Origin of the sequence: Streptomyces sediminimaris (genome assembly GCF_047049295.1) — a bacterium.
Classification (GTDB): domain Bacteria; phylum Actinomycetota; class Actinomycetes; order Streptomycetales; family Streptomycetaceae; genus Streptomyces; species Streptomyces sediminimaris.
Window position 1 is genome coordinate 2,184,563 of the sequence record NZ_JBJWOT010000001.1, and the last position, 22,606, is coordinate 2,207,168.

The 22,606-nt window shown below is 71.6% G+C and carries 21 protein-coding genes; 9 read left to right on the forward strand and 12 right to left on the reverse strand.

Going from position 1 to position 22,606, the window contains the following annotated elements; translation table 11 throughout:
- Positions 1-59: 59 nt before the first annotated feature.
- Together uvrB and ACJ9NR_RS10330 are read right to left on the reverse strand one after the other, a co-directional pair.
- Positions 60-2,195, reverse strand: coding sequence for an excinuclease ABC subunit UvrB (gene uvrB, locus ACJ9NR_RS10325; protein WP_412487218.1), 2,136 nt, complete (start codon positions 2,193-2,195; stop codon positions 60-62).
- A 40-nt stretch (positions 2,196-2,235) separates the two neighbouring features.
- A complete protein-coding gene (locus ACJ9NR_RS10330; RefSeq protein ID WP_412487219.1) occupies positions 2,236-3,105 on the reverse strand; it encodes an MHYT domain-containing protein in 870 nt (289 codons plus the stop codon).
- A 288-nt stretch (positions 3,106-3,393) separates the two neighbouring features.
- Between ACJ9NR_RS10330 and ACJ9NR_RS10335 the strand changes: the two genes are divergently transcribed.
- From ACJ9NR_RS10335 to fdhA, 3 genes are all read left to right on the forward strand, one after another.
- Positions 3,394-4,302: a glycerophosphodiester phosphodiesterase gene (locus tag ACJ9NR_RS10335; protein WP_412487220.1), complete on the forward strand. Its 909-nt coding sequence runs from the start codon at positions 3,394-3,396 to the stop codon at positions 4,300-4,302.
- 47 nt (positions 4,303-4,349) lie between these two features.
- Positions 4,350-4,904 (forward strand): methylated-DNA--[protein]-cysteine S-methyltransferase, encoded by a 555-nt coding sequence (locus ACJ9NR_RS10340; RefSeq protein ID WP_412487221.1) that lies wholly within the window; start codon positions 4,350-4,352, stop codon positions 4,902-4,904.
- 105 nt (positions 4,905-5,009) lie between these two features.
- Positions 5,010-6,236: a formaldehyde dehydrogenase, glutathione-independent gene (gene fdhA, locus ACJ9NR_RS10345; protein ID WP_412487222.1), complete on the forward strand. Its 1,227-nt coding sequence runs from the start codon at positions 5,010-5,012 to the stop codon at positions 6,234-6,236.
- A gap of 117 nt (positions 6,237-6,353) precedes the next feature.
- Here fdhA and ACJ9NR_RS10350 read toward each other — a convergent pair whose 3' ends face one another.
- On the reverse strand, positions 6,354-6,782 hold the full coding sequence (locus ACJ9NR_RS10350; RefSeq protein WP_412487223.1) for a VOC family protein: 429 nt from the start codon (positions 6,780-6,782) through the stop codon (positions 6,354-6,356).
- 74 nt (positions 6,783-6,856) lie between these two features.
- On the reverse strand, positions 6,857-7,651 hold the full coding sequence (locus ACJ9NR_RS10355; RefSeq protein ID WP_412487224.1) for a methyltransferase: 795 nt from the start codon (positions 7,649-7,651) through the stop codon (positions 6,857-6,859).
- A 212-nt stretch (positions 7,652-7,863) separates the two neighbouring features.
- Between ACJ9NR_RS10355 and ACJ9NR_RS10360 the strand changes: the two genes are divergently transcribed.
- Entirely contained in the window at positions 7,864-8,991 is a 1,128-nt protein-coding gene (locus tag ACJ9NR_RS10360) for a magnesium and cobalt transport protein CorA (RefSeq protein ID WP_412487225.1), read from the forward strand.
- 18 nt (positions 8,992-9,009) lie between these two features.
- Here the strand turns inward: ACJ9NR_RS10360 and ACJ9NR_RS10365 are convergent, their stop codons facing one another.
- Both ACJ9NR_RS10365 and ACJ9NR_RS10370 read right to left on the reverse strand, forming a co-directional pair.
- A complete protein-coding gene (locus ACJ9NR_RS10365) occupies positions 9,010-9,438 on the reverse strand; it encodes a CBS domain-containing protein (RefSeq protein ID WP_412487226.1) in 429 nt (142 codons plus the stop codon).
- 283 nt (positions 9,439-9,721) lie between these two features.
- Positions 9,722-10,354, reverse strand: coding sequence for a nucleoside/nucleotide kinase family protein (locus ACJ9NR_RS10370; RefSeq protein ID WP_412487227.1), 633 nt, complete (start codon positions 10,352-10,354; stop codon positions 9,722-9,724).
- A 522-nt stretch (positions 10,355-10,876) separates the two neighbouring features.
- Between ACJ9NR_RS10370 and ACJ9NR_RS10375 the strand changes: the two genes are divergently transcribed.
- Positions 10,877-11,356, forward strand: coding sequence for an anthrone oxygenase family protein (locus ACJ9NR_RS10375; RefSeq protein ID WP_412487228.1), 480 nt, complete (start codon positions 10,877-10,879; stop codon positions 11,354-11,356).
- 148 nt (positions 11,357-11,504) lie between these two features.
- Complete coding sequence (locus ACJ9NR_RS10380) at positions 11,505-12,992, forward strand: glutamate synthase subunit beta (protein ID WP_412487229.1); 1,488 nt, start codon at positions 11,505-11,507, stop codon at positions 12,990-12,992.
- 173 nt (positions 12,993-13,165) lie between these two features.
- Here ACJ9NR_RS10380 and ACJ9NR_RS10385 read toward each other — a convergent pair whose 3' ends face one another.
- Together ACJ9NR_RS10385 and ACJ9NR_RS10390 are read right to left on the reverse strand one after the other, a co-directional pair.
- Positions 13,166-13,420 (reverse strand): DUF397 domain-containing protein, encoded by a 255-nt coding sequence (locus tag ACJ9NR_RS10385; RefSeq protein ID WP_412487230.1) that lies wholly within the window; start codon positions 13,418-13,420, stop codon positions 13,166-13,168.
- Positions 13,421-14,281: a Sco1979 family transcriptional regulator gene (locus ACJ9NR_RS10390; RefSeq protein WP_412487231.1), complete on the reverse strand. Its 861-nt coding sequence runs from the start codon at positions 14,279-14,281 to the stop codon at positions 13,421-13,423. It abuts the gene before it with no gap.
- Between the two features lie 288 nt (positions 14,282-14,569).
- Here ACJ9NR_RS10390 and ACJ9NR_RS10395 point away from each other — a divergent pair, with 288 nt between their 5' ends.
- From ACJ9NR_RS10395 to ACJ9NR_RS10405, 3 genes are all read left to right on the forward strand, one after another.
- The gene (locus ACJ9NR_RS10395; protein ID WP_412487232.1) at positions 14,570-15,298 is read left to right on the forward strand and encodes an ATP-binding protein; all 729 of its coding nucleotides are present in this window, start codon (positions 14,570-14,572) and stop codon (positions 15,296-15,298) included.
- On the forward strand, positions 15,289-15,729 hold the full coding sequence (locus tag ACJ9NR_RS10400) for a hypothetical protein (RefSeq protein ID WP_412487233.1): 441 nt from the start codon (positions 15,289-15,291) through the stop codon (positions 15,727-15,729). Before ACJ9NR_RS10395 ends, ACJ9NR_RS10400 begins: the two co-directional genes overlap by 10 nt.
- A 455-nt stretch (positions 15,730-16,184) precedes the next feature.
- A complete protein-coding gene (locus ACJ9NR_RS10405; RefSeq protein WP_412488795.1) occupies positions 16,185-17,996 on the forward strand; it encodes an ABC transporter ATP-binding protein in 1,812 nt (603 codons plus the stop codon).
- A 7-nt stretch (positions 17,997-18,003) separates the two neighbouring features.
- Here the strand turns inward: ACJ9NR_RS10405 and ACJ9NR_RS10410 are convergent, their stop codons facing one another.
- The 4 genes from ACJ9NR_RS10410 to ACJ9NR_RS10425 form a co-directional block, all read right to left on the reverse strand.
- Positions 18,004-18,189, reverse strand: coding sequence for a DUF8839 family protein (locus ACJ9NR_RS10410; RefSeq protein WP_412487234.1), 186 nt, complete (start codon positions 18,187-18,189; stop codon positions 18,004-18,006).
- Between the two features lie 197 nt (positions 18,190-18,386).
- Positions 18,387-20,354: an FUSC family protein gene (locus tag ACJ9NR_RS10415; RefSeq protein ID WP_412487235.1), complete on the reverse strand. Its 1,968-nt coding sequence runs from the start codon at positions 20,352-20,354 to the stop codon at positions 18,387-18,389.
- Positions 20,355-20,976: 622 nt separating this feature from the next.
- Positions 20,977-21,708, reverse strand: coding sequence for a DUF7873 family protein (locus ACJ9NR_RS10420; protein WP_412487236.1), 732 nt, complete (start codon positions 21,706-21,708; stop codon positions 20,977-20,979).
- 97 nt (positions 21,709-21,805) lie between these two features.
- Positions 21,806-22,576 carry a nucleotidyltransferase domain-containing protein gene (locus ACJ9NR_RS10425; protein ID WP_412487237.1) on the reverse strand — a complete coding sequence of 257 codons (771 nt, stop codon included), beginning with the start codon at positions 22,574-22,576 and terminating at the stop codon, positions 21,806-21,808.
- Between the last annotated feature and the right edge of the window lie 30 nt (positions 22,577-22,606).

Genomic DNA, 22,606 nt, shown 5'->3' on the forward strand with positions numbered 1-22,606 from the left:
TTGTGTCGGTCTTGCAACACAGCGCGCACGGGGCGGATCCGCCAGGTGGTGGCACACGATCAGGCCAGGCCCGCCTCCCGCATCTGGCGCAGTTCCTTCTTCATCTCGGAGATCTCGTCGCGCAGCCGCGCCGCGATCTCGAACTGGAGATCGGCGGCGGCGGCCCGCATCCGCGCCGTCATCTCCTCGATCTGGTCGGCGAGTTCGGCCGCGGGGCGGTCGGTCGGGACCGTCTCCTCGGCCTTGCCCCTGGCGGTCCTGCCGCCGGCCGCCTGCTTGGCGAGGGCGGGCACCGGTGTCTTCGCGCCCTTGCCGTCCTTCGACTTGCGGTAGCCGGAGCCGAGCAGCTGCTCGGTGTCGACGTCCTCACGGGCGATCTGCGCGACGATGTCGTTGATCTTCTTGCGGAGTGGCTGGGGGTCGATGCCCCGCTCGGTGTTGTAGGCGATCTGCTTCTCCCGGCGGCGGTTGGTCTCCTCGATGGCCTTCTCCATCGCCGGGGTCACCTTGTCGGCGTACATGTGGACCTGACCGGAGACGTTGCGCGCCGCGCGGCCGATGGTCTGGATCAGGGAGGTCCCGGAGCGCAGGAAGCCCTCCTTGTCGGCGTCCAGGATCGCCACGAGCGACACCTCGGGCAGGTCGAGGCCCTCCCGCAGGAGGTTGATGCCGACCAGCACGTCGAACTCACCGGAGCGCAGCTCGCGCAGCAGCTCGACGCGGCGCAGGGTGTCGACGTCGCTGTGCAGGTAGCGCACCTGGATGCCGAGCTCCAGGAAGTAGTCGGTGAGGTCCTCGGCCATCTTCTTGGTGAGGGTCGTGACCAGGACGCGCTCGTCCTTCTCGGTGCGCGTGCGGATCTCGTGCACCAGGTCGTCGATCTGGCCCTCGGTGGGCTTGACGACGACCTCCGGGTCGACGAGGCCGGTGGGACGGATGATCTGCTCGACGACACCGTCCCCGCGCGAGAGCTCGTACTTGCCCGGGGTCGCCGACAGATACACCGTCTGCCCGACGCGCTCCTGGAACTCCTCCCACTTCAGCGGCCGGTTGTCGAGGGCCGAGGGCAGCCGGAAGCCGTGGTCGACGAGGGTGCGCTTGCGGGAGGCGTCGCCCTCGTACATGGCACCGATCTGCGGGACGGTGTTGTGCGACTCGTCGATGACGAGCAGGAAGTCGTCCGGGAAGTAGTCGAGCAGGGTGTTCGGCGGGGAGCCGGGAGAGCGGCCGTCGAAGTGCATCGAGTAGTTCTCCACCCCGGAGCAGGAGCCGATCTGGCGGAGCATCTCGATGTCGTACGTCGTGCGCATCCTCAGGCGCTGGGCCTCCAGCAGCTTGCCCTGCTTCTCCAGCTCGGCCAGTCGCTCGCCGAGTTCCTTCTCGATGTCGTTGATCGCCCGTTCCATGCGCTCGGGGCCCGCGACGTAGTGGGAGGCCGGGAAGACGTACAGCTGCTGGTCGTCGCTGATGATCTCGCCGGTGACCGGGTGGAGGGTGGACAGGGCCTCGATCTCGTCGCCGAACATCTCGATGCGGACGGCCAGCTCCTCGTAGACCGGGAAGATCTCGATGGTGTCGCCGCGGACGCGGAAGGTGCCGCGGGTGAACGCCAGGTCGTTGCGCGTGTACTGGATCTCCACGAAGCGGCGCAGCAGCTGGTCCCGGTCGATCTCGTCGCCGACCCTCAGCGGGACCATGCGGTCCACGTACTCCTGCGGCGTACCGAGGCCGTAGATGCAGGACACCGAGGCGACCACGACGACGTCGCGGCGGGTGAGCAGCGAGTTGGTCGCCGAATGACGCAGCCGCTCGACCTCCTCGTTGATCGAGGAGTCCTTCTCGATGTAGGTGTCCGACTGCGGTACGTAGGCCTCGGGCTGGTAGTAGTCGTAGTACGAGACGAAGTACTCGACCGCGTTGTTCGGCAGCAGTTCGCGGAACTCGTTCGCCAGCTGGGCGGCCAGGGTCTTGTTCGGCGCCATCACCAGCGTGGGGCGCTGGAGCTTCTCGATCATCCACGCGGTGGTGGCGGACTTGCCGGTGCCGGTCGCGCCGAGCAGGACGACGTCCTTCTCACCTGCCTGGATGCGCCGGGCGAGATCGGCGATGGCCTGGGGCTGGTCGCCGCTGGGCTGGTAGGGGCTGACGACCTCGAAGGGCGCCACCGTGCGTTCGATGTGGGAAACGGGCCGCATGGAACCAACCGTACGACCCGCCACTGACAACGCGGGCCGGTCAGCGGTTCTGCGGGGCGCGGGAGCCGCTGCGGTCCGAGAGCCGGACCGGGCGGAGCGGCGGGCGGCGGGCGGCCTGGTGGCGCACCGCCGGATGGGCCGGGACACCCGGCTTGTTCTCGACGGGGGCCACGGCCGGCCTGCCCATGACCATCATCGGATCGAACAGCACGACCACGCCGGCGAGAGCGAGGAAGGACAGCGGCCCCACGAGCATGGGCCACAGCAGCGCGGCGGGCGACTCGCCCCCGGTGGGCACTCCCGTGTCGTGCAGGTGGACGCTGAGCGCCGCCATGCCCGTGTAGTGCATGCCGGCGACGGCGAGGCCCATGACGAGGCTCGCGCCCACGCTCCACAGGAACCCTCTGACCTGTCCGGCCGCCCACAGGGCGGCTGTCGCGGCGACCATGGCGATGACGACGGAGGCGGCGACGGTCAGCGTGTTGTATTCCAGCGTTCCGTTCAGGCGCATGCCCGCCATGCCCAGATAGTGCATCGAGGCGATGCCCAGGCCGGTGATCGTGCCCCCGGTGAACAGGGCCGCTCCCCTGGCGCCCTTGTAGCCGACGATGAATATCCCGACGCCCACCATCACGATGGCGACACCGAGGCTGGCGAACGTCAGCGCTTCGTCGTAGCGGATCGGCGCCTCTTCGACCGTGAAGCCCATCATGGCCACGAAGTGCATGGTCCATATCCCGGAACCGATGGCCGCCGAGCCGAGGGCGAGCCAGCCGGGACGCCAGGACTGCGCCACGCGCATCGATCTGGTGGTGCAGCGCAGGCCCAGGGCGCCGCCGAGGGAGGCCATGAGATAGGCCACCACCGGTGTCACGAGTCCGTAGCTGAATCCGTCGACCGTGCCTCGCATGCGCGGCTGCCCTTCCGCCCTCTTGGTCCGTGATGCGTCCGTGATCCGCTGAAACGCGCCCCCTCCCAGGACCGCCCGAGCGGTCAGGGTTGAGGCAGAGAGTATGACCCCCACCGGAATGGTCGAACGATATTCCGGCAAAGAAACACGTCGTCGACCCACTTGTGCGGCACCGGTGAGCGGACCCGCGCCGCGCGGTCCGATGTGTGGTCGTCGCGCTCTCCGGCATGGTGCACGCTCTGCTGTCACAGTTGATCTGTCCGTGATAGACCGACGTGAGGGGCCCGCATGTACGCGCGCGCAGTCGCCGCCATCACCACCGCTCTCCTGGGGACGGCCGCCCTCCTGGTGCCCGGTTCCGACGCCAGGGCAGGTTCCCACGCCGCGGTCTCCCACGCCCGGCCGGGCGGCGTCGGCACCCGGCCCCTGGCCATCGGTCACCGGGGGGCCTCCGCCCAGGCGCCCGAGAACACGCTGGCCGCCATCGACAGGGCCGCCGAGCTGGGCGTCTCCTGGGTCGAGAACGACGTCCAGCGCACCAAGGACGGCGAGCTCGTCGTCATCCACGACGACAGCCTCCGGCGGACGACGAACGTGGAGGACGTCTTCCCCCGCCGGTCGCCCTGGAAGGTGAAGGACTTCACCGCCGCCGAGATCGCGCGCCTGGACGCGGGCAGCTGGTTCGGCTCCCGGTTCGCGGGCACGCGCGTGCCGACGCTGGCACGGTACATGCGCCGCGTCGAGCACAACCACCAGAAGCTGCTGCTTGAGATCAAGAACCCCGAGCTGTACCCGGGCATCGAGCGGCAGATCCTGAAGGTCCTCGGCGACGAGGGCTGGCTCGACCGGCGGCACCTGGCGGACCGGCTGATCGTGCAGAGCTTCGGCGCGGACAGCCTGCGGACCGTGCACCGCCTCGCGCCCGCCGTCAGGACGGCCCTCCTCGGCACACCGAGCGTCGCGGACCTGCCCGGGTGCGCGGGCTTCGCCGACGGGATCAACCCGTCGCAGCGCTCGATCTCCAGAAAGTACGTCGCGGCCGTGCACTCCGTCGCGGGACCGCACGGCCGGCCGCTCGCCGTCTTCGCCTGGACCGTCGACGACGGGGAGACCGCCCGCCGGGTCGCCCGCTACGGCGTCGACGGCGTCATCAGCGACAAGCCGGACGTGGTCCGCGCCGCACTCCGGACGCCCTGAGCCGGGCTCCGCCGGGCGTTGTCAGTGGCGGGTCGTACGGTGGGCGCATGGACAGCGATGGGCAGTACGAGCAGCAGGTCGTGTGGGCGGTGACCGGTACCGTGATCGGTCCGCTGCTGCTGGCCGCGACCCCTGAGGGCCTGGTGAACGTCGTCTTCCACGCCACCGACGCGGTGCGTGACAAGGCGCTCTCCCGGCTCGCCTCCCGGCTGGGCGGCGAGCCCGTCGAGGCTCCCGACTCACCGCTGCTGGCCGAGGCGATACGACAGGTCAGGGCGTACTTCGCCGGTCAGCGGCGGGACTTCGAGCTGCCGCTGGACTGGTCGCTGATATCCGGCTTCAACCGGCAGGTCCTGCGCGAGCTGGCCGCCGGCGTCCCGTACGGCGCCGTCGTGGGCTACGGCGATCTGGCCGGGCGGGTGGGCCAGCCGGGCGCGGCCCAGGCGGTCGGAACGGCGATGGGATCGAATCCGCTGCCGGTCGTCGTCCCCTGCCACCGGGTGGTGGAGAGCGACGGGGGCATCGGCGGGTTCGGTGGCGGGCTGGAGACCAAGCGCAAGCTGCTCGCCCTGGAGGGCGTGCTGCCTGAGCCTCTGTTCTGACCGACTGCTGCAAGGGTGGCCGAGACCGGAAGGCAGTAGCAGACTCGGACATGCGGACAGCCACTGGCATCCGAGGACTCGGAGCCGAAGGGACGGCGATCACGCATGACCGGAAACAGGGCAGTCGCCTATCTCAAGCCGGGAGCGGTGGAAGTCAGGACCATCGACTACCCCACGCTCGAACTCCAGGACGGGCCGGGGGTGGCACCGGAGAATGTCGGCCGGAAGTGCCGGCACGGTGTGATCCTCAAGGTGCTCGCCAGCAACATCTGCGGAAGCGACCAGCACATGGTGCGCGGGCGGACGACCGCGCCGGAAGGGCTGGTCCTCGGACACGAGATCACCGGGGAGGTCGTCGAAAGGGGGCCGGACGTCGAGTTCGTCGAAGTCGGCGACATCGTCTCCGTACCGTTCAACATCGCCTGCGGGCGGTGCCGCAACTGCAAGGAACGCGCGACCGGTATCTGCCTGAACGTCAACCCGGCGCGCCCCGGCGCTGCCTACGGGTATGTCGACATGGGCGGCTGGGTCGGCGGCCAGGCCGAGTACGCCATGGTCCCGTACGCGGACTTCAACGTGCTGAAGTTCCCGGACCGGGACCAGGCGCGCGAGAAGCTGCTGGACCTGACCATGCTGTCGGACATCTTCCCGACGGGCTTCCACGGTGTGGTGAGCTCGGGCGCCGGAGTCGGTTCGACGGTGTACGTCGCCGGGGCGGGTCCCGTCGGTCTCGCCGCGGCCGCGTCGGCGCAGCTGCTGGGCGCCGCCGTGGTCGTCGTCGGCGACCTCAACCCCGAACGTCTCGCCCAGGCACGGAGCTTCGGCTGCGAGACCGTCGACGTCTCGCAGGGCAGCATCGAGGACCAGCTGGTGCAGATCCTCGGGGAGCCCGAGGTGGACGCGGCGGTCGACGCGGTCGGCTTCGAGGCACGGGCCCACGGCAAGGACGCCCCGGAGGCACCCGCGACGGTGCTCAACTCCCTGATGGGCGTCACGCGCGCGGGCGGCGCCCTGGGCATCCCGGGGCTGTACGTCACGGACGACCCCGGCGGGGTCGACGAGGACGCGAAGTCCGGGACGCTGAAGGTGCGGCTCGGCCTGGGCTGGGCCAAGAGCCACCACTTCACGACGGGACAGTGCCCGGTGATGAAGTACCACCGGGGCCTGATGATGGCGATCCTGCACGAGCGCGTGCACATCGCCAAGGCGGTCAACGCCACCGTCATCGGGCTGGACGACGCACCGCGCGGCTACGCCGAGTTCGACCAGGGCGCCAGCCGCAAGTACGTGCTCGATCCGCACGGGGCACTGAGCGGCGTGAGCCCCGTCTGAGCCGCTGAACAGGAGGAACGAGACACAGCGGGACAGAAGGGCAGACGGAGAGAGGAAAGGCGGACAGAGGGTGCCCACGCGTACGCGCGTGGGCACCCTCGCGGGCCGGCCGCGCGGCTAGTCGTAGTGCCGGGCCTCGAAGACGTTCCCGTCCGGGTCGCGGAAGTAGAAGCTGCGCCGGGCCTTCCCGCGGGCGCCGTAGGAGTCGTGGGAGAACTCGGAGACCGGGACGGCGCGTTCCTCGAGGCGGCCGTGCAGGGCGTCGAACTCCTCGCCGGGCAGGGCCAGGCAGACGTGGTTGACCGGATGGCCCGAGCTGTCGGCGGCGCCGGGGACCATCTGCATGCCCTGTGCCATGGAGCGGGGCATGAGGTCGATGATGGTCTCGTCGTTCAGCCGTACCGAGGGGAAGGAGACCTCCCCCGCGGAGAACTCGGTGAGTCTCAGGGGCCGCAGCCCGACCGCTTTCTCGTAGAAGTCGGCCGAGGCCACCGGGTCGCGCACCCACAGGACGACATGGTCGAGACGCATCGTGTTGTCGGTCATGTTCTTCAGGCTCGTGTGATCTGCGGCAGGCCGCAAGGGTGCGGCCGGGGGAAGGACCACCGGTCCCCCGGGTGCTACGGCTTGCGTCCCCACGCCGAGATCATCGGTGCCGTGGCCAGGTCCATCCCGCCGGCCGCGACATTCGCCAGGTGGCGGTCGATGTCGTCGTCCGTGGCGATGCCCGCGGCGACGAGGCGGTCGCGGATCTGGCGGACGGTGGCCGACTCCAGCGCGGCGCAGGCCGGCGAGGTGAGCGGGAAGCAGGCGTCGGCCCGTACGTCGTCCAGGCCGGCCTCGCGCAGCAGGCGCGGGAGGCGGCGGCCGTAGGAGAGGTCGGCGCCCCGCTCGGCGAGGAGCCGGCGGAAGCCACGGCGCAGGCGGTTGGCGAGTACCTGCTCGGGGCCGTGCTCGTCGGGGCAGACGAGGGGCTGCAGGGCGGGGTCGGCGTCCTCGACCAGGAGCACGCCGCCGGGGCGCAGGGCCTTGACCATCGACCGCAGCGCCCGTTCGCGGTCCGGGACATGGACGAGGACGAGGCGGGCGTGCACCAGGTCGAAACCCTCGCCCGGGGGTTCCTCGGCGCCGACGTCGTGGACCCGCACCCGCACCGGCGGGCGGGTGACGGAGGTGAGCAACGACGTGTCGATGTCGGTGGCGAGGACCTCCCCGTCCGGACCGACCTTCTCGGCCAGCCAGGACACCACGGAGGCGCCGCCCGCGCCGACCTCCCAGCAGCGCCCGCCGGAGCCAATGCCGAGCCCTTCGAGGTGCCGGAAGGTCGTGGGATCGAAGAGCGCGGTGAAGGCGTCGAAGCGCTCCGCCGCCTCGGTCTGCCGGTTGTCGAGGAGGTACCCGTCGGATTCGCTCATGCCGTGATCATCGCAGTCGCGGCGGTACGGCGGGCCGCCGGAATCCTTCGTCCACAGGCGGGAACAAAGCGGAATGGCCTGCTCCCACAGCCTCACCCACCCCTTACGCGGACCTGGCAGACTGATCGCCACGGCACAGGCGGGCGGCTCACCCGAGCGGGGCGGAGCGCGGAGCGCGCTTCGAGCCCGGAGACCCACGCTAGGAGTTCCAGATGTCCATGGCAGGGAATCTGCGGAAGGTCACGCACCTCGGCAAGGTGAGCAACCTCCGCAAGGTGGCACGGCTGACCAGGCGGCGCCCCCGCGTCGACCTCAGCCACCCGGCCCGCTCCCCGCTGGGCTCCTCGGTGGTCAACTGCGTGATGTACCGGGAGGGTGTGCGCGAGCCGGCCGGCAGCGACCTGGTCGACGCCGTGGAGCGCGTGCGCAAGGACGGCGAGGGGTTCGTATGGCTGGGTCTGCACGAGCCGACGGACCAGGAGTTCGCGGGCATCGCCGAGCTCTTCGACCTGCATCCGCTGGCGGTGGAGGACGCGGTCGAGGCGCATCAGCGCCCCAAGCTGGAGCGGTACGGCGAGACGCTGTTCGCGGTGTTCAAGACCGTCTGTTACGTCGAGCACGACGAACTGACCGCGACCAGCGAGGTGGTGAACACCGGCGAGATCATGGTGTTCGTCGGCGAGGACTTCGTGATCTCGGTCCGGCACGGCATGCACGGCTCGCTCGGCCCGCTGCGCGAGGAGCTGGAGGCCGACCGGGAACAGCTCGCGAAGGGGCCCGCGGCGGTGCTGCACGCGATCGCCGACCATGTGGTGGACGACTATCTGCACGTCACCGACGCGGTCCAGGCGGACATCGACCAGGTGGAGATGGACGTGTTCGCGGAGAACGGCGAGCGGGCCGACCCGGGTCGGATCTACCAGCTGAAGCGGGAACTGCTGGAGCTGAAGCGGGCCGTCGTCCCCCTCGGCCGTCCGGTCGAGGAACTCGCCACCCGGCCGATCCGGGTGGTGAGCCCGGAGATACAGACGTACTTCAGGGACGTCTTCGACCATGTGATGCGGGCCAAGGACCAGATCGCCGCCTTCGACGAACTGCTCAACTCGATCCTGCAGGCGCACCTCGCGCAGGTCACGGTGGCGCAGAACGAGGACATGCGGAAGATCACAGCCTGGGCCGCGGTGATCGCCGTGCCGACGATGGTGTGCGGTGTCTACGGCATGAACTTCGATCACATGCCGGAGCTGCACTGGACGTTCGGCTACCCCCTCGTCCTCGGCGTCATATCCGTCGCCTGCCTGGCGCTCCACCGCGGCTTCCGGCGCAACGGCTGGTTGTGAGGTGCCCCGGCGGGCCGGTCAGCTCGTCGTCGTCCTGGCGTAGACGCCGTGCGCGAAGTCGGCGATCTGCTCCTCCGCCAGGTGCTGGGCCAGGTCGGCCTCGCTGATCATGCCGACCAGCCGCTTGTTCTCGATGACGGGGAGCCGGCGGATCTGATGGTCCCGCATCTCCCGGAGCACGTCGCCGACGTCGGCGCCCGAGTCGATCCAGCGCGGGGTGCCGTGGGCCATCTCACCGGCGGTGGTCCTGGCGGGGTCGTGGCCCATGGCCACACAGCCGACGACGATGTCGCGGTCGGTGAGGATGCCGCACAGCCGCTCGTTCTCGTCGCTGATGGGCAGGGCTCCGACGTTCAGCTCGCGCATCAGCTGGGCCGCGCGGTCCAGCGTCTCGTGGGCGGGGATCCACTGGGCACCACGGTGCATGATGTCTCCGGCAGTGGTCATGGAGTACCTCCCGGTGCCGGACGGCCGGCGCGGCGCAGGACGCACCGCTGGTCCCGGCGCCCCTCATTCTCCCGGCGCGGCCCGCCCTCCGCACCCGGAACTCCGCGGTGACGGACGCCCGGCGGGCCGCCCCGGGGTGAGCGGGTCGACGACGCCGTCCCGGGATGAGCGGGTTGACACCGAGGTGCTTGTGCGAGAGCGCGTACGGAGGCCGCTCGCTCCCAGCTCCGACGGTCTTCGCGGTCCCTGCGGCCCTCCGGGCGCCGGCGGGCGCCGCCGGGCGTCAGCCTCTCCACGCCGGATGCCGTGGGTCGTCCGCGCGGACGAGGACGTCGGCCGTGCCCGCCGGGTCGGTCTCGTCGGCGTAGCGCTCGTAGGCGGGGAGTGTCCAGTGGTCGGTCTCGGGGGTGCGGCGGCGCAGGGCACCGGGTGAGAGCAGGACGTGGACGGTCAGGTCGAAGGGGAACCAGTGGCGCAGCAGGAGGGGCCCGTGCAGCAACAGCAGACCTCCGGGCGGGAGTTGGACGTACGGGCTGCGCGTCGCACGGTCCGTGACCGGGTCCCACAGGTCGGGCAGGACGCGTCCGTCGCCGCCGGGTTCGAGGGGACCGAAGACCTCGCGCCACAGGGCGCCGGTGTCCAGCCGGCCGTCGTAATAGGCGTCGATGTCCTGGCGGCCGTACTGAAGGCGGACGGAGGCGGGCCGCAGGAAGCCCTCCGCGCCGACGGTCAGCGAGGGACGGCCGCGCACGCGCAGGGCCTCGGCCACCCGCTCGGCGAGGTCTCCCGGTCGGGCCGCCGGGGCGCCGTCGAAGGCGACACGGAGCCAGGGGCCGCCGTCGGCAGGTTCGAGGTCGAGCAGGCGGTCGGCCAGGAGGTCGCCGAGCCGGTCCCAGGTGATCGCTTCGAGTCGCACACGGCCATGATGCGCCGGCCTCGGCGCGCGATGCGCACAGGCCCGGTCGTCCGGTGGTCACGGGCCCTGTCAGAGGGGAATCAGACAGGTACGGAGCGGGGGTGGAGACGGTGCTGCGGGAGTGGCGAACGGGAAGGGCGGAGATCGGGTGACGGACGAAGACGGGACGGTGAGCGCCGGGCAGATCCCGCACCGGCGCGATCACCGGTGGACACACGGGCGGACGCACCCGCGGACGCGTGGGCGGGAACCCCGGCGGAAGCATCCCCGGGCGCATGGGCGGGAACCTCGGCCGAGCCATCCCCGGACACACCGGTGCGGGCGCCTCCGGACGCGCCGGTGCAGGCAGCGGCGGCAGCCCACGTGGCGCGCCGGAGGTCCCCGCCCGGCCGCGGGCGCTCGGGCCCGCCTCCCTGGGCCGCGGCCGCGGTCACGGCCGCAGTTACGGCGTCCGTACGCGATGTCCCTTGAGGTGACGAGAGGCGCCGGGCAGGGTCTCGGCTCGACGGGGGAGTTGACGACATGACCGACGGACCGTACCTCTGGCTGACGGTGCTGGGTGTGCTGGGGACCGGCCTGGTGGCCGGTGTGTTCTGCGGGTTCTCCACGTTCGTGATGAGGGGGCTGGCATCGCTGCCGCCGGCGCAAGGTGTCGCCGCGATGAACGCGATCAACGTGACCGCGGTGACGCCGGCGTTCATGCTGGTGTTCGTGGGGTCGGCGGTGCTGTGCGCGGTGCTCGCCGTGGTGACGTTCGTGCTCTGGCCCGGCGACGGGCGGGTGGCGCTGCTGCTGGGCAGTGCCCTGTACCTGTTCGGCTCGTTCGGGGTGACCATGGTCGCCAGCGTGCCGCGCAACGACGCGCTGGCGCGGCTGGATCCGGGAACCCCGGAGGCGGCCGCGTACTGGCCGACGTACGTGCGCGAGTGGACCTTCTGGAACCACGTCCGCACGATCGCCTCGGCCGGCTCGGCGGTGGCGTACGTCATAGCCCTCACCTGACGCCTGGAAACCGCTGTTCGTCCCCTCTGCGCAGGTGGCGCGGCAGTCGTATCGTGGCCGCAGGAGTTCCGCCGGTGACGCCGGCTCGTCGCGTCCGTGGACGAGCTCGCCGTGTCCGCAGGCGAGTCCGCAGGCAAGGAAGACGGCCATGGGCGATCCCAGGGGATTCATGTCCACCCCGCGCCGGGAGTGGCCTCGCCGGCCGGTCGAGGAGCGGGTGCGCGACTGGGACGAGGTGCAGGTGCCCGGGGCCCTGCTGCCCATCGTCGGCGAGCAGGCCGATCGCTGCATGGACTGCGGCGTCCCGTTCTGCCACGACGCCTGCCCGCTCGGCAACCTGATCCCCGAGTGGAACGACCTGGTCAGCCGGGACGACTGGCGCACGGCGGCCGACCGCCTGCACGCCACCAACAACTTCCCCGAGTTCACCGGCCGGCTGTGTCCGGCGCCGTGCGAGGCGGGGTGTGTGCTCGCGATCAACCAGCCCGCGGTCACCATCAAGAACGTCGAGGTCGCCGTCGCCGACCGGTCCTGGGAGCTGGGGTTCGTGCCGCCGCGGCCGCCGGAGCGGCTCTCGGGACGGACCGTCGCGGTCGTCGGCTCGGGCCCCACCGGGCTCGCGGCCGCACAGCAGCTGACCCGGGCGGGGCACACGGTCGCCGTGTACGAGAAGGAGGACCGGCTCGGCGGGCTGATGCGGTACGGCATCCCCGAGTTCAAGATGGAGAAGCGTCATCTGGACCGGCGGCTGGAGCAGATGCGGGCCGAGGGCACGAAGTTCCGTACCTCCACGGCGGTCGGGCGGGACGTCGGGGCGGCGGAGCTGAGATCGCGCTACGACGCCGTGGTGATCGCCACGGGGGCGACCGCCTGGCGCGACCTGCCCGTGCCGGGGCGGGAGCTGGCCGGGGTCCGGCAGGCGATGGAGTATCTGCCGCTGGCCAACCGGGTGCGCGCGGGGGACCTGCGGACCTCCCCTATGTCCGCCGCCGGGAAGCACGTCGTGATCGTCGGCGGCGGTGACACCGGGGCGGACTGCCTGGGCACCGCGGTACGGGAACGGGCCGCGTCCGTCACGCAGTTGGACATCTACGCGCAGCCCGGCGCCGACCGCGACGACGACGCGGAGCCCTGGCCCACGTACCCGAGGATCTACCGGCTGTCGGCCGCGCACGAGGAGGCCCGTGAGCTGCGGACGGCGCCGGCGGCGGACGCGGACGCGCGGCTGTTCGCGGCGTCGACGCTCCGCTTCGAGGGCGACGCGCACGGGCATGTGCGGTCGCTGCACCTGGTCGAGGTCGACGCGGCGCGCACCCCGCGGCGGGGCACCGAACGCACGCTCCCCGCCGACCTGGTGCTGCTCGCGCTCGGTTTCTCCGGACCCGACCGCGCCGACGGGCTCATCGACCAGCTGGGGCTGGCGACGGACCCGCGCGGCACGATCACCCGGGACTCCTCCTTCGCGACCAATGTCGCCGGAGTGTTCGCCGCCGGGGACGCGGCGCGCGGCCAGTCGCTGATCGTGTGGGCGATCGCGGAGGGCCGGGCGGTCGCGGCGGCCGTCGACCGCCACCTGACGGGCGGTTCGCAGCTGCCGTCGCCGATCGGGCCGTACGACCGCCCGATGACGGTGTGAGGACGCGGGCTCTGCCACAAACAATGATCACTTAGTGCCAACACAAGAGAATCGACGGGACGAGGCAACGGGCAACGGGCAACGGACGAAGGTGCGACTGACAACGGGCAACGGGCACCTGACAACGGGTGACTGTCAATCGGCGATCGGCAATCGGCAATCGGCGGCAAGGGTCAGGACAGCAGGAAGTCGGCCTCCCCCGCCTTGGCGCCCTCGATGAAGGCGGTCATCTCGTCGGTGGTGTAGATCAGCGCCGGCCCGTCCGGGTCGGTGGACTGACGGACGGCGATCCGCCCGTCGGCGAGCTTCATCGCCTCCAGGCAGTTGCCGCCGTTGCCGCCGCTCCACGGCTTGTGCCATCCCTCGCTGCCCAGCTCCCGCGAGGGCATGCCGTTGTAGACGGGTTTGCGCGGCTTGTTGCGATCCATTCACAGCTCCTTGCGGAGATCCCGGAGGATCTCCTTCGTGCGATGTGCCGTAGCGGCCTGCGCCGCCATGCGGTCCATGACCTCGAGGTGGGTCGCCACCTCCGCACGCGCGTCGAGATAGACGGCGCCGGTCAGGTACTCGCTGTAGACCATGTCCGGGAGTTCCGGCATGGCAAATCGGAACAGCACGAAGGGCCCGTACGTGCCGGGGTGCGGCCCATTGGTGAAGGGCGCGACCTGCAGCGTCACGTTGGGCAGCTTCGTGGCCTCGAGCAACCTGTCGATCTGGGCACGCATCACCTCCGGGCCGCCGACCGGGCGGCGCAACGCGGTCTCGTCCATGACGGCCCAGAATCGGGGCGCGTCGGGACGGGTGAGCAGATCCTGGCGTTGTATGCGCAGATCGACGTGGCGCTCGATGTCCTCGGGCTTGGTCTGGCCGACCGCACCCGACCTGAGCACCCCTCGCGCGTAGTCCTCGGTCTGCAGCAGCCCGGGGACGAAGTGCGGCTCGTAGGAGCGGATGAGGGCGGCCGCGCCCTCCAGGCTGACGTACATGGAGAACCAGCCCGGCAGGATGTCGTGGAACCGCTGCCACCAGCCGGGTCTGTTCGCCTCCTCGGCCAGCTGGACGAAGGCTTCGGCCTCCTCGTCCGAGACGCCGTAGGACTTCAGCAGCAGCTGGAGGTAGGGGATCTTGAGGCCGACCTCCGCCGTCTCCATGCGGCGGACGGTGGCGGGGGCCACGCGGAGGACGCGGGCGGCCTCCTCGCGTTTGAGGCCGGCGCGCTCCCGCAGGTCCAGCAGGCGGCGACCGAGGACGACCTGCCCGACCGTCGGCGCGGACCGCGGTTCACTCACGCTCCACCTCCACCGAGTCGCGTTCGTCCTGTCGTTCCCGGCGGGGCGGCCGCCGGGGGCCGTGCCCGCCTCACGAGCATCCCTGCCCGCCTCAAGAGCATCCTTGCAAGCATGGTCGCAGCCGTTCGCCGGCATGCTGACAGCCGTACGGCGCCATTCGAAGACCTGTTCGAAGATCTGTACGGATCTCCGTCGATCCCAACTGGCGCCGCCCGAGGTGCTGTTGCGAGCAGTGTGCCACGGCATTTGACCGAGTCACACAGCACTCTGCATTTTTCATAGTGACACTTGCCAAGTGTTCACGGCGGGGCGATAGTGGCAAGCGTGATTCCGTCCGCGCCCTTAGGAACAGACGCTGCCGCAGGCCTTCCCGGTCTCGGCGCCGCCACGGCGGTGGGACCCGACGAGGCCCCCGCCGAGCGCCGGTTCCGCTTCGAGCTGGCCGCACACCCGGGCTCTCCCTCGCAGGCCAGACGCCTGACCAAGGCCCGGCTGAACGTGTGGTCGGTGTGCGAGGACATCTGCGACACAGCGACTCTGGTGATCTCGGAGCTGGTCACCAACGCCCTCGTGCACACGGCGAGCAGCCGCATAGTCTGCGAGCTGCACGACGGCGACGACCTGGTGCGCATAGCCGTGCGCGACGAGGGCTGCGCACCGGGTGAGCCCCATCCGTCACGGGCGAGGCCCGAGGAGGAGCACGGGAGGGGATTGCTCCTCATCGACGCGCTCTGCGACGCCTGGGGCGCCCAGGAACACGGTCCGGGGCTGCTGGTCTGGGCGGAGCTGCCGCGCAGGGCCGTGCCCCGGGACGCCCCCGGCCACACCTGCGGACCCTGCGCCGGAGCCGGCCGGGGCGGGCTTTCCGCGCCGGGCGGGGCGCCCCCGGAGGTGGCCGGTCCACGCAACGACCTGGGCTGGGGCGCACGCCCCAAGCCGGGCCCGGCCGGCGGGGCGGGCGACGACGACGATACGGACGCACACGGACGGCACGGGACGGGAGGCGCATGGCGGTGACGGCCGCGTCCGGCGCCCGGGCGCTGAGCCTGGACACGCTGGTCCGCCTCCGGCGGCAACTGCACACACCGGCCACGCCCCGGCGACTGGCCGTGCCCGAGGGCATGACGGCGCCGCTGGGCTGCGACGCCGTGGAGGTGCCGGCCCGCCTCGGCCCGCTGGTGCTGCCCCGACTGCCCCGCGTGGGGTGCGTGTACGCCGATGACACGCACTGGTGGTGGCTCGTCCCGTCCGACTCCGATTACGCGATCGAGTGGCCGGCGCCCACGCAGTACGCCGCCGGGGCGGTAGTTCCGGACGCCCCGGCGGTCCCCGACCTCATCCACCGGCCCACGGGCACGGTGCCGTACACCCCGCCGATCCCGCTGTATCTCGCCCTGTGCCGGCTGACGGGGACGACACCGGACTGGTCGCGGCCCGCTGCCGCGTAGCCCGTGATTGCGTAAACATTTCGTGCCCGCAGGGCGCACGCCCGCGCGTCCGGCCCGCGTCCGTCACACGCCCTGCCCCGAACGGCCGGGCCCGGCGATAGTGGCCCTTCGTCGACGTGGATCGGGGGAGGCCGACGGTGCGGTCATTACGGGGTGAGGGACCGAAGCAGGCCGAGGGACCGGAGCAGGGCAACGGACCGAAGCAGGCCGAGGGACCCGAGCAGGGTGAGGGACCGAAGCAGGGCAACGGACCGAAGCAGGCCGAGGGGCCGGAGCAGGCCGAGCGGCGGCGGAAGCCGGGCCGGCGACGGGAACGGGGCAGGCGGCGGGAGCGAGGCCACAGGGCCACGCCCGAGGTCTCCGAGTCGGAGCAGCTGCTCTTCGGGGGCCCGCTGCGCTACGACGTGGGCTGGGACCAGTACCGGGACGCCTTCCTCGAACTGGACTTCCGGGCCATGGTGCGGCGGCTGCCCTCGCTGCTGGCGTCGAGCTTCCGGCTCGCCTGGCAGGCCGACCCGCGGGCGGCGCGGATCGTGCTGGCCGCCGAGACCGGCCGGGGCGCGACGCAGGCGGTGAGCCTGCTCGCGGTCAACAGCGTGCTGGGGCGGCTGATCGGCGGCGGGGCGATCGAGGACCGGCTGCGCGGCGCCGCTCCCGCGCTGATCGCCATGGCCGCCGTCATGCTGGTCGGGGCCCTGCTGCGGGCGGCGTCGACGTATGCCACCGGACGGCTGGAGCCCAAGGTGGAGAGGGTGGCCACGGAGCTGTACCTCGAGCGGGCGGCCGCCGTGGAACTGGCCGCGATCGAGGACCACGCCTTCCACAAGCTGCTGGACACCGCGCAGTACGGTGCCACCTCGGCCCGGCGGATGATCTCGTACGGCACGCGCGTGGTGAACGCGATGATCTCGCTCTTCGCGGCGGCGAGCGTGCTGACCGTGCTGCACCCGGCGCTGCTTCCGCTGCTGGCGACCATGACGCTGCCCAGCGCGTGGAGTGCGCTGACCAACGCCAGGCGCCGCTACGAGTCCTTCCACGTCTGGGTACAGCACGCGCGGGCCGGGCAGCTGATCGGCAGGCTTCTGACCGAGCCCGCCGCCGCGCCGGAGATCCGCGTGCACGGCGTGGGCCCCTTCCTGCTGCGCCACTTCCGCGCGATGTCGGAGGCCGCGGAGACGGAACAGGCGCGGCTGGCCCGGCTCGCCGCGCGCACCGGGCTGATCGCGGCCGCCTGGACGGGCATCGCGACCGTGTCGACGTACGCGACCCTGGGCGGGCTGCTGCTGAGCGGGGCGATGGCGCTGTCGGTGGCGGGGACGGCCGTCATCGCGATCCGGACGGGCTCGTCGAGCCTCGACAGCCTGGTCCTGGAGATCAACGCGCTGCACGAGGAGGCCCTGTTCGTCGGCGATCTTCAGAAGCTGTACGTCGAGGCGGCCGAACGGGCGATCCCGGTCGGCGGCGACCCGCTGCCGGAGGATCCCGGAGAGATCCGGTTCGAGAACGTCACCTTCCGCTACCCCGGCGAGTCCGCGCACCCCGCTCTCGACGACGTCACGCTCACGCTGCCGCTGGGCGGCATCGTGGCGCTGGTCGGTGAGAACGGCTCCGGCAAGACGACCCTGATCAAACTCCTCGCGGGTCTGTACACGCCGGACGCGGGCCGGATCCTGTGGGACGGCGTCGACGCGGCGACCGCGGACCGCCAGGAGCTGGCCGAGCGGGTCGCGATGCTGGCCCAGGACTTCAAGCGCTGGCCGTTCACGGCCCGGGTGAACGTCGCCGTCGGCCGCTCCGCCGCGCCCCTGACCGAGGAGCGCATGGCCGCGTCGCTCGCCGAGGCGGGCGCCGAGGACGTGGTGGAGAACCTGCCGCGCGGCCTGGACACCCTGCTCGCGCGCAACTTCAGCGGCGGCCACGAGCTGTCCGGCGGTCAGTGGCAGCGGCTCGGCATCGCGCGGGCGGCCTACCGGCGCGGCCGGATCCTGGTCGTGGACGAGCCGACGGCGGCCCTGGACGCGCGGGCCGAGCTGGAGGTCTTCGAGAAGATCCGGGCCCTGGCCTCGGCGGGCCAGACCGTGATCCTGATCACCCACCGACTGGCGTCCGTACGCCACGCGGATCTGGTGCATGTGCTGGACCGGGGCCGTCTCGCGGAGTCCGGCACCCCGGAAGAACTGCTGGCCAGGGGCGGGATCTACGCGGAGCTGTACTCGCTCCAGGCCCAGCAGTTCAGGGCGCCGGTGCCCGCCCCCGAGGCAGGCTGAGGCCCGCTCACGCGATCGCGTCCGCGATCGTCTCACCGCGCACGATCACCAGGAACATGTCCGTCGCGAGGTCCATGACGACCTCGGCGGGCAGTCCCTCCTGCCGTCGCGCGTGCGCGAACTCCTCCGCCGGCCACGAGCCTCGCGGCCCACCTGCGGGAAAGCGTTCGAGCACGGTTCGCCCGTTCACCATCTCGCACCTCCAGAAGCGTTGTCCTGTAGGAGTTAACGCCTTCCAGGGGCCGAACGCCTCGTTCAGTTGCCGTACTGAGACGTAGTTGACACTTGTTCAGCGCGGAGTGTGAGGATCCGGTCACCGATTGAAGATCCCGACCGTTTCGTGACTACTTTCCGCTTCATTGATTGTACTCATCGTGAGAGCGGATGTGATCACTTCCCGCGGGCGGCCTCGCGCGTACGCCACCGGGAGCACGACCGGGCCGCGGGCGCGCGGGGAGCGCCGCCGGGCGGTGTGCCGTTCCCCGTACCGCTCCGCCACCCGGCCAGGGGCAGTTCGGGCAGCCGTGGTCCCGGCCCCTCCCTCCGACTCGCCAACTCGTCGAGGATCGCGCCGAGCCGCTCCCGGTCAGCGGGCGGCAGACGTCCCGAGTCGTCGAGGTGCACGGCACAGGCGGTGGTGGCGTCGACGAGCCGTTCGAGCGTGGTGACGATCTCGCCCGCGCCCCGCGAGTGCCGGGCGAGGGAGGGGAGTTCGGCGGCGGCGAGGGCGATGGCGGTGCGGGCCTCGGCGAGGGTGCGGTAGGCCTCGCGGCGCAGGGTCCAGCGGGCGGCGCGGTCACCGGGTCCGGCGAGGACGTGGGTGAGATAGGCGCAGGCGGCCGCACCCGCCGCCGATACCCGCGCCCGTACTCCCCCGCCGCGCTGCCCCGGCATCGGCAGGTGCCCGACGACCAGCACGATCGCGCAGGCCAGCAGGGTCTCACCGATCCGTCCGGCGGAGGCCTGCCGCTCGCCCCCGACCATCACCAGGGCGAGGACGAGCACGGTCACGACCGTGGTCTGGGCGGCGAAGTGCCGTGTGGCGACGGGAATCAGGGCCCCGCCGACCGCCACGACCGCGACGAGCCCCCCGGGCCGGGGCAGCGCGGCGGCGAGCCCGGCGAAGAGCAGCGCCCCGAGCACCGTCCCCGCCGCCCGGCACAGCACCCGGGACACGAGCGGCCCCAGGTCGGGCTTGACGAGGAAGACGGTGGTGACGGGCAGCCAGTACCAGTGCTCGTGCTGCCCGTACCAGCGGGCGTGGTGCAGGGCCTGCGCCGCGGCGACGCTGACCCCGAAGCACAGGGCGACGCGCAGACCGTACTCACGTCCGCCGGCGCCGAGGACGACGCGGACGAAGGCCCTCGCCGTACGGCGCCGGCTGTGCAGGTCGCCTCCCTTTCCCTGGTCGAAGGCGTGCGCGGCGTGCAGCAGCGCGTCGTCGAGGGCCCGCAGGGCCGGCCCCGAGCGGTGCGGCGCGGGCAGCGGCCCGGTGTGGCCGTTGCCGCGCACGGCGGCGGCGAGCCGGCGGGGCGCTTCGGCCGCCCGCCCGCCGACGGCCTCCCCCGCCCACGCGAGAGCGGTCGCGGCTTCGCCCAGCGGCAACGCGGCCGCGTACCGCGCGTGCAGCCGCCGCTCCGCGGCGGAGGAGGCACGGCGCCGCAGCCGGGGCCCGGTGAGGGCGTCCTGTGCGTGATCGAGCGCGGCGGTGAGCGCGGCGCGCCGCGCGACGGCGTGCTCGGTCCCGGCGGCGTCGAGCAGATCGGCGACCGCCTCGTAGACGGCGGCCACGGCCTCCCGCTCCCCGTCGAACCGGAAGTCACCGGCTCCGGCACCGGGCGTGGGCAGCACCAGCCGCAGCCCGGCCAGCCATCCGGCGCCGGCGACGAAGGCGACCGCCCGCTGCCATCCCTCCCCGGGCAGCGGCATCCCGGCCCCTACGGCGGACATGACGAGCAGGTGCGTACCGGCGCTGGAGGCCACGGGCCCGGCGGCGCTCACACCCCCGGCGACCAGCCCGAGGCCCGCCAGAAGAGCGGTGAGACCCACGGCCCCGATGTGCTCTGCGGCGTACGACCCGACGAGCAGCCCCGCCGCCCCCGCCAGCGCGGGCACCCCCAGCCGCCGGACGGACGAACGCCGGCTCCCGGGCCGGTCGTTGATCCCGGCCAGCATGGCGGCGATGGCGGCCACGACTCCCAGTGGGGCACGGCCCAGAAGGACGGAGCCGAGCAGGAGCGGCCCGGCGGACAGGGCCCCCCGCACGACGGCGCTCCAGGGAACGGGGCCGCGCTGGGCGCGCAGGGCGTGGGCCAGCCAGGGCGGCAGGGTGGTTCTCCGGGTGCCGGACGGTGACACGGCGAGCGGGCCTCCTGTCAGGACGAGGGCGGGGTGAGCCTTCGGGCGACGGTGGCCGAGTTCGGTCGGTGTCCACGGTAGATCGCGTGACCGCGGAGGACGAGGCGATCGTATTTCGGGAATGTGACGGTTGACCGGTGAGCCGTGTTCTTTATGAACGCAAGCAGGAGGAACGCCATCAGGGCTCCGGTCGGTCGGCATGCGGACCGAGGCGGCCGGAACGTGGACGGACCCGGGGGCGTAGCCTGCCCCCGGGCCCTGTGATGCCGTCCATGTTCACACGCCGGCACGCTTGAGAATTCAGGTCAGTTGTCATGTCGTCGCGTCCTGCCTTTGGACCACCGCACATCGAGCTGTGCGGACTGGACTTGAACCAGCATTTCGACGCTCTGGGGCCCGAATCCGGTCGATCCGGCGATCGACGGCGAATGCTGAGTCTGGAGCGAGAGTCTGAGATTGATGCGGTCTGCCTCTGCCGGTTGGGCCACCGCGGCACGGAATGGCTTCTGATGCCGCGGGGAGGACTCGAACCTCCACTGGAACCGCGCAGTCACGACAAGCTTCAGCTTCAGCTTGCGCTCCTCGCGCACCCCGGCCGCGAAGGACCGGGGAGTCTCGAAGGCTACCCGAACAGGTAGCCGAACACGGCGTCACCGACCCGCTGGTCGACGACGTCCGTGCCGTTCGCCTCCTCACGCGCGAACTTCACGGCCTGCTGCAACTTCTCGACTCGGTCGAGGAGTTCGTTGACGCGACGGGCGGGAAGAGCACCGGAGAACTTCACCGTGGTCCAGTAACCGACGGGGATGTCCTCGTAGTAGACCTCCACCTGGGCGGGGTGTTTCTCGGTCGCCTCCGCCTTCACGTGGTTGCGCGGCACCTTCTTGGTCCTGAGCGTGCGCACCGGCTCGGTCTTCCACGCGTCGGTGGACGGGTCCTGCATCCACGACTCGGAGGCGTCGAGGACGGGCAGCTTCCGCACGAAGGTGTTGAGATCGACCAGCTGCTTCTCGAGGAACAGCAGGTAGGACACGGGCACGTCGGACACCAGCACCCGCCCGTCGACCTTCACGTCCGCGCGGGCGGCGCAGTTGGCCCAGTCCTTGGTGGCGGTCACGTCGAACAGCCGGGTCAGGGTCGCCGCGGTCTCCCGCAGCACGTCCTCGGCCTTCACCTGCACCCGCGTCGACTCGGGCGGCAGCTGCTCGCCCTCCTCGTCCTTCGGCTGGTACGTACGGGAGATGCCGGCCAGCAACGCGGGCTTCTGCAGCCCGTGGTGAGCGGCCGTCAGGTCCTGGTGAGCCTTGGACTTGATGCCCTTCTCCACTGCGATGATCTGATTGAGTTTCGCCACGACAGGGACGTTAGCAGTGCCAACCGCGTTGATTCGAAGGGTTATTCGCCCCCCGCGGTCGCCGTACGACCGGTCCGGGGCCCCGTCCTTTCCTGGATCAGCGGGCGCGGCTCGCGAACAGTGCCTCCGCGTCGGCCACGGCCCGTGACAGCACCTCGGGATCCGGCCGCAGGCTCCCGAGGACGGTGTCGACCTCGCGCAGACCGGCTCGCTGCAGCAGCCTCTTCTCGTTCGTCACCCACTCCCCTCGCCCGGCCAGCACGGCATGTCCCGTCTGCATGGCAGCCGTGGCGATGGCCCCGGCGAGTTCGGTGAGACGTCCTTCGGGCGCGTGGCTGGCCTTCGCGTAGGCGAGCGTGGCGTGGGCGGTGCCGCGCCAGCGGTCGGCGGCGCAGACGCGTAGCTTCTCCGGATACCCGGCCGGCCGCGGCGCCCGGCCGCGGAGCACCCGGTTGACCGCGAGTTCGGCGACGACCAGATAGCTCGGAATCCCCGCGAGATGGAACAGCAGCGGCTCCACCCGGAAGCGCCCCTCCTGCGCCTCCGCCAACTCGTGCTCGACGACGTCGAGATCGCGGTAGTGCACGTCGACGCGGCGCCCGTCGATGGTCAGCCAGGCGCCGCCGTTGAAGACGCCACCGCCCCAGCCGCCGACCTCCGAGACCTCGCCCTGCCATCCGAGGGCGCGCAGGTCGGCGGGGTCGAAGGGGCCGCGGTAGTAGACGGCCAGGTCCCAGTCGCTGTCCGGGCGGTGGGTGCCCTGGGCGCGGGAGCCGCCCAGGGCGACGGCCCGGACCGTGGGGAGTGCGGCGAGGCGGTCGGCGACGGCGTCGAGAAACCGCCGGTCGTCTCGGTACGTCACAGCCATGACGCCAGCCTGCCCCGCACCCGACGGTCG